This is a genomic window from Nocardiopsis lucentensis DSM 44048 (assembly GCF_000341125.1).
Classification (GTDB): Bacteria; Actinomycetota; Actinomycetes; order Streptosporangiales; family Streptosporangiaceae; genus Nocardiopsis; species Nocardiopsis lucentensis.
Genome location: NZ_ANBC01000756.1, coordinates 1 through 10,100, shown reverse-complemented (window position 1 = coordinate 10,100; position 10,100 = coordinate 1). Strand labels below are relative to the sequence as shown.

Genomic DNA, 10,100 nt, shown 5'->3' with positions numbered 1-10,100 from the left:
GGGGCGGGAGCCGACACCGCCAACGGGACGCCGATCCAGGTCGCGCACTGCAACGGCAACCAGGCCCAGCAGTGGACCATGGCGGCTGACGGCACGGTTCGCGCCTTCGGCAAGTGCATGGACGTCGCGGGCGGCGGCACCACCGCGGGGACGGACGTGCAGTTGTGGGACTGCAACGGCACCGGCGCGCAGACGTGGACGCACTCCTCGGCCACACGAGCGCTGCGTAATCCGCAGTCCGGGATGTGTCTGGACGGACGCGGCGGGAGCCTGGCCGACGGCACGCGGTTGCAGATCTGGACCTGCAACGGGGCCCAGAACCAGCGGTGGACGGTGCCCGCCTGACCGTCCGCGGCTCCGGTGACGGGGGTCGGCCCGCGCGGGCCGACCCCCGTCACCGCTCCGGAGTGGCGGCCCCACCCCTGCCAGGACACGGCGGAGAGACCGCCGCCTCTCCCGAGAGCTGCCTTGACGCGACGTTCTTGACCCCGGCCGCCGGTCATCGTGTGCCGTGTCGCCGAGCAGCGTTCACCGGTGGGCGGCCAGCACCGCCGCGAGGCCCTCCCGCAGGTCTTCGACGAAGTACTCGGGGACCTCCAGCGACGGGAAATGCCCTCCGCTCCCGGGCGACCTCCACCGGACGATGTTCCGGTACCGCTCCTGGGCCCAGGGGCGCGGAGACTTCTCGATGTCGCGGGGGTACATGGTGATCGCTGACGGGACGTCGACCCGGAGTTCGGGGTCGAGCGAGTTGTGGCTTTCGTAGTAGATGCGGGCCGCCGATGCGCCGGTCCGCGTCAGCCAGTACAGGGTGACATCGTCGAGGATTCTGTCTCTGGAGATCGTCTCGAACGGGCTGTCCTCGGTGTCCGACCACTCGGCGAACTTGTCGAGGATCCAGGCGAGGAGCCCGACCGGTGAGTCGACGAGCGAGTAGCCGATGGTCTGCGGTCGGGTCGCCTGCTGCTTCGCGTACGCCGCGCGGCGGCGCCAGAAATCGCGGGTTTCCTCGGTCCACCCGCGCTCGACCGCCGTCAGCCCGTCCGTCGTCAACCCGGGCGGCGCCTCGGCGAACGTCGTGTGGATGCCGAGAACGTGCGCCGGGAACCTGCCGCCGAGAACCGTGGTGATATTGCCTCCCCAGTCGCCGCCGTGGGCCAGGAACCCGCTGTAGCCGAGCCTTCCCATCAGTTCCACCCACGCGGCCGCGATTCTTTCGGTTCCCCACCCGGTGGCGGTCGGCCTGTCGCTGTAGCCGAAGCCCGGTAGCGACGGGACCACGACGTGGAACGCCGGCGCGTCCGCGTCCTTCGGATCCGCCAGCTCGTCCACCACATCGATGAACTCGGCGACGCTGCCCGGCCAGCCGTGCGTCAGGACCAGAGGAGTGGCGTCCGCGCGCGCGGATCGGCGGTGCAGGAAGTGGATTCCCAGGTCATCGATGGTCGTGCGGAACTGGCCGATCCGGTTGAGGCGCGCTTCGAACGACCGCCAGTCGTACCCGGTACGCCAGTAGTTCACGACCTCGACGAGGTCGGCGAGGGGAACGCCCTGCCCCCATCGGCGGGGGCCGGGCGCGGCGCGATCGACCGTCTCGGCCTCCGGCAGCCGCGCCGCGGCCAGTCGCGCTCGCAGATCGTCGAGGTCGGCGTCGGTCGCGTGGGTTTCGAACGCTTGCACGTCGCTGGTTGGACGGGTCATGAGACCTCCTGGCCATCGCGGAACCGGCTAAGGCGGTTCTAACATGTGTCCATGTCCGCGTGCAACCGGCTAAGGTGGTTCCATGCGTGCTGGCTTCCCTGACTTCCGCCTCGGCAACGTGCTGGCGACCAGCTTCACGGCGACTCTGACCGAGCGTCAGGGCAACGCTGTGGAGCGCATTCCCACGCCGCAGCGACTCGTCGACTGGCTGGCGGTGAACGGCCTGGCCGTGGACTCCTGCACCACTGCCCAGCTCGACCTCGCCCGGGAACTGAGGGAGGCGATCCACGCGGCCGCGACGGCGGCCGCGATCCAGGACGCCCTCCCCGCATCCGCTGTCCGAGTCATCAATGACCGCAGCTCCCAGGGGCGGGCCGCGGCGATCCTGACCCCCGAGGGCAGGCGGCGGTGGCGGCTCAGTTCGGCCTCCCGCGTGGAAGACGCCCTCGGCGTGATCGCCGCCGACGCGATCGGCGTCATCGCGGGGGAACGAGACGGAAAGCTGGCCTTGTGCGCGTCACCGACCTGCCGGGCCGCCTTCTTCGACACCAGCCAGAGCCGCACCCGCAGATGGTGCGACATGAACACGTGCGGGAACCGTCAGAAGAAGGCGCGCTTCAACGCCAAACAGCGAAGAGCACCCGGATCAGCGGAGTGATCTCTGGGCTCGGTGCGGCCAGGCGGGCCCCGCGCCTGCGACACGTCTGTCGCGTCAGGTGTATTCCAACGGCGCCGCCAGGAGCCGTCCGCCGCCTTCGATCGTGAGGGGTCCGGCGCCCTCCGTGCGGGTGGCTGGGGACAGTGGCCGCTTCCGGACGCGGCCGATCGGGCACACATGCCGTAACGCCTGATCACGGCGGTTGTCCTCGATTTTCCTGGAGCACGGCCCGGTCCGTCTGTGTCTTATGTCACATGTGGGTGGAATGCCTTTCCGCCTCCGTCATGTGTGCGTTCTGAACTGCGCGGATCACGAATCCGTCCGTCTTCTCCCGCGTCATCCGATGTCGGTCCGCTGTGGATAATTCCCTCGAAACCCGAAAGACAGTTCTCACCCCCTGCTGCCCAACGGGAGTCGATGGATGAAGTTCGAGCTGGTGGATCCCCCCGAGGACGCGGCGCCCGATGCTCCCGAGTCGGAGGTCGTCCGGCCTCTCGCCGGTCGCCGGAGCCCCTCCGTAGGCGGCGCCGTTCCGCATGTCGGCCCGATCCAGGGTGATCTGGGCCGTGCGCGCCTGGACCGGGCGGTCGAACAGGTGCGTGCCGTGGTCGAGGACCTGCGTGCGCGCGCCGCCGCGCAGAGTATGGCCGAGGTTCGGGCGGACCACGCGGACACGGTCGAACCCGCCGACGATTTCCGGCCGCTTCTCTTTCGTGCCCGCGAGGAGAGGAGAACCGGGCGGGCGGAATCGGAAAAGGATGGCGCCTCCGAATCCGGGGAGAACGCCTGATGAGCCAGTGGAACCTCTACGTCCCCGGTGTGTCGACGGTCCTGACCAATGTCAGCGCTGAATTGGGCGTCGACGAGGCGGGCGGTGGCCTTTCCGAATGCGTCGACCGGACGTCGCAGAAGATCGAAGGCGCGTTGGAGGCGGCCGGGAGCGGCCCCGTCGAATCGGAGTTGTTGCGCTTCACCGGTGCCTACAACGGCGCGACCGGGGAGATGCTGCTGCGCGGGCTGTCGTGCGTGATCGGCGCCGGAGAGGCGACCCGCGCCTACATGGACGGCAACGAGGAGATGGCCCTGGAGGCGCAGAACAACGCGGGGACCATGGAGAACCTCGATCTCGGCGGGGACGAGCCGGGAGGTCCGCGGTGAGCGACTTCCAGCTGACCGAGGCTCAGACGGGTGTCGACGGAAACATCCTCCGGCTCATCGACCCCGCGGAGATCCCGACCCCCGGCGGTGACGCGGAGGCCCTCGAACAGGCCGCGGCGGATCTGCGGTCGGGCGGTGAGGAGATCCTGGAGCTCGCCGAGGGCGCGGGATCGACGTGGTCGGGGCTCGAGGCGCACTACGAGGCACCGGAGTCGGGGGAACTCCTGGCGGCGATGGACCCGACCGTGGAGAAGGCCGAGGGCGTCGAGTCCGACCTGACCGCGGTCGCCGACGCGCTCGACGACTTCGCCGCGGCGATCCGCACCGCGAAGAGCTCCCTGGACTCGCTGCGGGCCCAGGCCGAGGAGCTGCGCTCGGAGGTCGACGCGGACTCGGCGATCTGGTGGCTGAAGAAACCCAGCGCGATCACCGAGAACATGGACCTCAAGGACGCGGTCAACCGCGCCTGGCAGACCTACAACGACGCCGAGATCGAGTGCGCCAACACGATCTCGGGCCTGTCCGACGGGCCCACCTACGTCGCGCCCGACGAGTACACCGGGGCGCCGGAGGAGATCCCCTACGGGCTGGCCACCGACGCCGGGGAACAGGACAGAGGCTTCACCGACTTCGCGGGCCGGTACTTCGGCGACTCCTACGAGTGGATGCGCGAGGGCGACGACGCGCCCTGGCCTGTGGACTGGTATCTGGGGTTCCAGCTGGGCGCACTCGAAACCGTCGTCGTCGACGTGGGGTGGGAGACGGGCGTCACCGTCGTCTCCCTGCCCGGGCTCTGGGGGCCCAACACCGGGTGGACGCTCAAGCCGAACGAGATCATGCAGAACAAGGTCGAGTTCGGACAGGGCGCGGTCGAGGGCACCGCCGCGCTGGTCGGTCTGCACGGTGAGGACGGGTGGCTGATCAACCCGTTCGGCGGTGAGCCGTACTGGGGCTATGACTGGGACGCGCAGCGCGACAACGCCGGGGCCGCGTGGTCGGAGCAGCGCGAGGCGTTCTTCGCCTGGTCGGAGTGGGGCGAGAACAACGAGTACGCGGCGGGGGTCACGACCACCAACATCGCGCTGCTGCCGGTCTCGGGCACGCTCCGTGCGGTGCGCACGCTGCTCGGCGGTGGGCGGCGCGGCGGAGCCGACGGGCCCGACGGGGGCCGTGAGGACGTGGACAGCGACGCCGACGGGTTCGCGTCGCTGGACCCGGAGGGCGGGTTCGACGGTCAGTTCGAGTCCGTGGACGAGTTGCTCGGGAACCTGGACGAGGACCCGATTCCGGACGGCCGGGTCGAGGACCTCATGCCCGATCTGGACACGGGGTCGGACGGTGGTCCGACGCCACGGCTTCCGACCCCAAACCCTGATCCTGACCCCATCCCGGACCCGACACCGAGCCCGAACCCCCGTCCGTCCGTGGACGAACCCCGCCAGGACGGCGCCCGCTCGGGGGACCCGCAGCGCCCACGCGCGGACGAGGACCCTCGTTCCGCTGGTGCTGAACCTCATGACGTGGGGGACGACGTCACCCCGGCCACTAGCCGCTCTGAGGCTTCAACGGACGACAGCCGTCACAGCAGGGAGACATCTGATCGCCAGGATGGCCCTAATTCTTCGGTGAACGGTACTGGAAATTCCAACTCTCCGATTGTCGATGTCGATCGGATTTCCAACTCTGGTTTGTCGCGCGTTCCTGGTGGGCGAATGGAGGATCGAATAACGATTGATCTCTCCGGGGCTGAAATCAAGTCCGAGGTGGCTGACTTTAATGCGCGAAGTGATGGAACAGCGACAGAAACCGCGGGATCGAAAAATGAGAATGAATCTGCTGATGATGCATTCCAAGCCGATCGGGAAGAAAATTTTGATGGGGACACTGGCCAGACTGGAGACCGCGCGGACCAACTAGAGGGCGATTCGAACTCGGAACCACTGGACAACAGATCTGACCTCCCCTTCGAGGTCTCAGATGGTGTGTCCCCCGACGCCTTGGCTGAGATCCGTGGGGCTGTCGACCTAGTATCTCAGGTTCACCGTTTTCCGGACGGCATGGAGTCCATAACATTTGTGTCAGAAAAGTTGGAGCCAGGTAAGTTGGGGCAGTACAAACCCAGCAGTCGGGTCATCATTGTTGATGTGACGAAGCCCAATGTCCGAGAGACTCTCGTTCATGAAATTGGTCACGCTATTGACCATGCAGTTCACAGTGGGAGAACTGGTTCCCGTCTTGCGACGGCATCGGCTATGCCGTCCACTCCGGAAATGCGAGAATGGTCAAGCGTGGTGAGAAGGTCGCCGCAGTTCGCGGGGTTGGCTGATGTAACTCCGACCCACTACGCAAAATACCTGCGCGGTACCCAGGAACTTTGGGCGCGCTCCTATGCGCAGTGGATCGCCGAACGGACAGGTGACGCTCGACTCCGAGAGGAGCTCCAAGGCCACCTGAACTTGCCTGGTCCGGCGCGGTATCGTCAGTGGAGCGATGATGATTTCCGCCCCATCGCTTCAGCGGTGGAGGCGGTGGTGAGGAACGATTGGGGGTTGTGATGATCAGTCTTGTGGACGATCCAGAGAACTACACGCTTGAGGAGCTCATCCAGATCTACCTTGATGCTGGCTACGATCAGGAGTCCGCCGAGGGCTACGCGGGTATGCTGAAGGATCCTCCGGAAGGAGTCGAGTTCAACTAAGGTGTCCCATGGTGTGCTCGTGCCGTGGCAGCGCGCTCGCCCAAGCCGTTCATACCTGACCGGCCGCTGCCAGGTGCCGCAGTTGCGTGTGGACCAGGTTCACCGCACGCGCGGGTGACTCGGCCGTGCCCAGCACCGGGAACCACAGCGACTTCCGGCTGTCCGCGCCGAGGACCGTGCCCCTGATGGGTCCGGAACGGGCGCGGCGCAGCCCGATCCCCTCCACCCGCTCCGGGCCGATCGCCAGACCGATCGGCACCGCCAGGCCCGCCCAGCGCGGTTCATAGGTCAGGTCGCCGCGCCCGCGCACGCGGCGCACCTGGAGGCCCTCCAGCAGCCTTTCGGCGGCCAGCGACTCGACCAGGTCCGGCAGGGCGCCGAACGGCACGTCATCCTCCTCGGTGAAGCCGATCGCCAGCGACGCCTGTTCACCGACCCGATCCCCTCGTCTCTCCACACGCAGCGACCCCGTGAACGGGTGTCCGACGCCGTGCGGTCCGTTGAGGTGCACGAGGGTGCGTCGTCGCGACCGGTCGCGCACGAACCGCGCGATCCGCTCCCGGTCCCAGGCGGCGAGGGCCGGTTCGTGCGGGCCCCATCCGGCGGGCGCCGCACCGGTCAGGCGCTCGGTGAGGATCTCGACCGCCCGGCCCACGCGAGCCGCCGAGGCGTCGCGGTGCAGCACCGACAGTTCGATGATGAGCTGTGTCTGCATCGGATCGGTGGAAAGGAACCCCGGGACGGCCTCGGGCTCAGCGGACTCCTCGGTCGACCCCGTGGCGGGTCGGGGCGCCGACGCGTGTTCCCCGCGTTCCCGGGCGTCGCGCAGGTCCTTCTCCAGGCCGTCCAGGTCCGCCCGTTCCGGAACGAAGCCGTACGCGTCGTCCCAGCGCAGCGCGAGCCCCGTCAGGCCGTCGAAGCGGGTGCCGTCCTCCCCGCGCACCACCCAGCGGCCGAGCGGTCCGGCCAGGAAGGCGCGCAGCGCGTAGGTGAGCCGGGAGGTCGCCGGGGTGAGGACCTGGATCGCACGCTGTGCGCCGTGGACCCCCACCGCGTCGTTGAGCCACGACGAGAACCCCACCACCTCGCGGTCCTGGGCGACGACCACCGCGTGCCGAGCGGTGCGCTCGACGGTCGGGTGCGCGGTCTCCTCCCACAGGTCGGCGTCGCTGGCCATTCCCGTCTCCGGCGAGGTCCACACGATCCCGCCGAGGCGCAGCGCGAGGGCGTCGGCGATCCGGTGCGCGGTCTCGCGGCCGGATGCGTCGGGACACGCGCGCAGCTCCACCCACCAGCACGGGTCGGGGAGCCCCGTCGTCACCTCGTCTCCGAGCAGTCGCCGAACCTCGTCGCGCGCCTCCACACGCTGCCCCGGTTCGACCGTCACCAGGAGGCGTCCGTCCGTGTCACGGACCTGGAGGACGCCGGTCTCCTGGTAGCGGCCGAGGAGCAGGGTGGGGGCGAGGTCGGTCAGGACCCGGGTGAGAGCGGGGGCGTCGGGCTCCTGGGCCACCAACGCCACGACGTCGTAGCTCAACGGTTCTCCGTGTGGTCGGGGAAAGGGGGGGCACGAGGCGACGCGGAACACGGGGTTCGTCACCTCTGGTGGGTGAGCATAGCCAGGCCGTGATCTCTCAGGGGCCGCACCCACACCTTGACGGCACGGTGGTCCCGGGGCCGATGCGGCTTTCGGCCCCGGGCGGGCGGGTCCGGCCAGGAGCGCGCTTCGGGGGAGAGGAGCCGGGCGACGAACGAGGCCGTCCGGAGGGCGGTCGTGCCGGGCTCGATCTCGTCGTCGCCGCGCAGAGCCCATTCGGAGCCGCGATCCTCACGCAGGTCGAGTTCGACGGTGAAGCCGGTGCCGGGGTGGTCCACGTTCAGGTGGCCGGGGTCGGAGTCGGAGCGGCTGACCTCCAGGCCTGCGGCGGCCAGGAGAGCGGACACGGTCTCGACACGGCGGTCGAACCGGTCGTCGGAGAGCAGTTCAGGGGTTTCGGCGTCGATGGAGGTGTCGACGCCGTCCGCCGCCTCACCCCCGAGGGCACACCCGTCGTGGTGATCGCCGGGAGCGTCTCGGTCCCGCGGATCCGCTCCGTCCCCGGAGCCGGAAGGGGCCGCACCGTCACCGGTTCGTGGCGGGTCGGGCGTCCGTGGGAACCGGCGGCGGGGTCGAGGACCACGTCAGCGACCGTCCCACCCCCAACCACGCGGGTACGGCCACGGTGCGTCTCGGCCTAGAGGATGCCGCCCGGCCCGCCGTTTCACGGTTGATTTGTGCGGTTTCTAGTGATTGGCGTAATTTTTTGGGGTTCGAGTCAGGGGCGAACCGAGGAAGATTCGGCTGCCCCCTTGTCTTGTCGGTGATCATGCTTGACGATTGGAATCTGATCCCGAGGAAGGCACAGAACCCAGGGGAAAGGCCGAACCGTGGTTGACACGCCGTCGTTCGACGAGGCAGTCGCATCGCTCCCGGAGACTGATTACGACCTCTCATACGTCAAGCCCCGGGAGGGGAAGATCTATCTGCTGGCCTACAAGGACGGCGGAGAGGCCAAGTACGTAGCGCGCGGAATGTACGGATTCGAATACCAGGAGGCATGCCAGGTGGTGTTCTTCTCCTGCGACCCATCGACGAGTACGTTCATGTTCTCTCCCATCGCGCCGCTTCCCTTCTTTGACGGCCCGGAAACGCGTTGGGAGCCGGCCAATGTCGTGTACTCCGGGCGCCGTGGAACGGTTGGCGTCGAGGATCCGACCGCCTACGAGGGGAATGTGGTGTGGCAGCTCGAAGACGCCGGTGGCGGCTACTTCAGGCTCTGGCTCCTCGGTGCCAACGCCTATGCGTGGCGTGACGATTCTGAGTGGGAGATGGGTTACCCCCTCCTGGGGTTGGGGGACAAGCGCTCCGACGGGGCGGACCTCTTCTACCTGGAAGAGCTTGAAGAATTCTCTGAAGTGGTCAATCTGACCCAAGTGGATTCGCCGAATTTCAGGTCTCCGGAACTGACGAGCCTCAACCCGCCGAAGCAGTACACCGGGGAAGTCATCTCCGGTGAGACCGCGGTTCCGTGGTTCTTCGTCAAGGAAGAGGGCGGAAAGTCGCCGGCCTGGCGTGCGGAGAACTCTCCTTATTACATCATACGCCGCTGGTCGCGCTGGGAGTCCCGTGATTTCAAGGTGGTCCAGAAGAATTCGACCGATACCCACACGTGGTCTGTGACGTACGGGGTCACCAAGGAGACCGGAAAAGAGGTCGAGCACACGATCAACGCCGGGGTGAACAGCGAAGGCGGATTCGACGTCGGGTTCATCAGTGGAAAGATCAGCTTGCATCTGAGCTATACGCTCAATATCAAGTCGTACGCACGGGAAACGCAATCCTATTCCAAGACTGACGGCGGATCGTCCAGTGTGGGCCCATACACCAAGGACACGGCTCTGTGCGACTTCTACCGGCAGGACGTCTTTCGCCTCTACCGGACCGAGGGGCAGCAGGTCTTCGAGTTCCCGGTGACGGTTCCCGGGACGAAGGTGTCGCGGAGTTGGCCCGACTAGGCCGAGAGGGCGCCGGCGGCGGTCTCCGGTGATCGTGGCGGTGACGGCGCCCGGCACCTCCTCCGGGCCGGTCACGGGAACGCGTTCGGGAACCGCTTNNGACCCCCGTCTCGGCCGGGTCGCGTAGCCGCGATGGCGGAGTTCCGCCGCGTCCGGACGCGCCCGCGTCCCTTGTCGGACCCCTCGGGCACAATGCCGCCATGACCCATCGCCACCACGGCATCGACTACGTCGAACTGACCGTCACCGACCTCGACCAGGCCAAGCGCTTCTACACCGAGGCCTTCGGCTGGAGCTTCAACGACTACGGGCCCCGGTACGCGGGCATCC

Annotated in this window: 11 protein-coding genes; 8 read left to right on the top strand and 3 right to left on the bottom strand. The window is 67.7% G+C overall.

Annotation, left to right across the window (positions count from 1 at the left end; genetic code table 11):
• A partial coding sequence (locus tag D471_RS36315) for a ricin-type beta-trefoil lectin domain protein (RefSeq protein WP_040691380.1) occupies positions 1–345 on the top strand: 345 nt, incomplete at its 5' end.
• A 183-nt stretch (positions 346–528) separates the two neighbouring features.
• On the opposite strand, the gene D471_RS0126215 is transcribed toward D471_RS36315, so the two are convergent.
• Positions 529–1,680 (bottom strand): epoxide hydrolase family protein, encoded by a 1,152-nt coding sequence (locus D471_RS0126215; RefSeq protein ID WP_241479723.1) that lies wholly within the window; start codon positions 1,678–1,680, stop codon positions 529–531.
• Between the two features lie 103 nt (positions 1,681–1,783).
• Between D471_RS0126215 and D471_RS0126210 the strand changes: the two genes are divergently transcribed.
• The 5 genes from D471_RS0126210 to D471_RS40995 all read left to right on the top strand — a co-directional run bounded on the left by D471_RS0126210 (position 1,784) and on the right by D471_RS40995 (position 6,215).
• On the top strand, positions 1,784–2,359 hold the full coding sequence (locus D471_RS0126210; protein ID WP_017601361.1) for a CGNR zinc finger domain-containing protein: 576 nt from the start codon (positions 1,784–1,786) through the stop codon (positions 2,357–2,359).
• Between the two features lie 421 nt (positions 2,360–2,780).
• Positions 2,781–3,149, top strand: coding sequence for a hypothetical protein (locus D471_RS0126205; RefSeq protein ID WP_017601360.1), 369 nt, complete (start codon positions 2,781–2,783; stop codon positions 3,147–3,149).
• A complete protein-coding gene (locus D471_RS0126200) occupies positions 3,149–3,517 on the top strand; it encodes a DUF6507 family protein (protein ID WP_017601359.1) in 369 nt (122 codons plus the stop codon). The genes D471_RS0126205 and D471_RS0126200 overlap by 1 nt, the downstream gene beginning before the upstream one ends.
• On the top strand, positions 3,514–6,072 hold the full coding sequence (locus tag D471_RS39750) for a hypothetical protein (protein ID WP_017601358.1): 2,559 nt from the start codon (positions 3,514–3,516) through the stop codon (positions 6,070–6,072). The genes D471_RS0126200 and D471_RS39750 overlap by 4 nt, the downstream gene beginning before the upstream one ends.
• Positions 6,072–6,215: a hypothetical protein gene (locus tag D471_RS40995; RefSeq protein WP_169548903.1), complete on the top strand. Its 144-nt coding sequence runs from the start codon at positions 6,072–6,074 to the stop codon at positions 6,213–6,215. Before D471_RS39750 ends, D471_RS40995 begins: the two co-directional genes overlap by 1 nt.
• A 49-nt stretch (positions 6,216–6,264) precedes the next feature.
• On the opposite strand, the gene D471_RS0126185 is transcribed toward D471_RS40995, so the two are convergent.
• The gene (locus D471_RS0126185) at positions 6,265–7,752 is read right to left on the bottom strand and encodes a DUF6177 family protein (protein ID WP_017601356.1); all 1,488 of its coding nucleotides are present in this window, start codon (positions 7,750–7,752) and stop codon (positions 6,265–6,267) included.
• Positions 7,753–7,811: 59 nt separating this feature from the next.
• The gene (locus D471_RS0126180; RefSeq protein ID WP_169548902.1) at positions 7,812–8,159 is read right to left on the bottom strand and encodes a hypothetical protein; all 348 of its coding nucleotides are present in this window, start codon (positions 8,157–8,159) and stop codon (positions 7,812–7,814) included.
• Positions 8,160–8,642: 483 nt separating this feature from the next.
• Here D471_RS0126180 and D471_RS0126170 point away from each other — a divergent pair, with 483 nt between their 5' ends.
• Positions 8,643–9,770, top strand: a complete 1,128-nt coding sequence (locus D471_RS0126170) for a hypothetical protein (RefSeq protein WP_017601353.1) — start codon at positions 8,643–8,645, stop codon at positions 9,768–9,770.
• 200 nt (positions 9,771–9,970) lie between these two features.
• Positions 9,971–10,100: VOC family protein (locus D471_RS36310; protein ID WP_017601352.1), on the top strand; the 130-nt coding region annotated here is incomplete at its 3' end.

Coding starts and splice junctions, on each gene's coding strand:
- D471_RS0126210 (WP_017601361.1), top strand. CDS start 1,784: ATGCGTGCTGGCTTCCCTGACTTCCGCCTCGGCAACGTGCTGGCGACC.
- D471_RS0126205 (WP_017601360.1), top strand. CDS start 2,781: ATGAAGTTCGAGCTGGTGGATCCCCCCGAGGACGCGGCGCCCGATGCT.
- D471_RS0126200 (WP_017601359.1), top strand. CDS start 3,149: ATGAGCCAGTGGAACCTCTACGTCCCCGGTGTGTCGACGGTCCTGACC.
- D471_RS40995 (WP_169548903.1), top strand. CDS start 6,072: ATGATCAGTCTTGTGGACGATCCAGAGAACTACACGCTTGAGGAGCTC.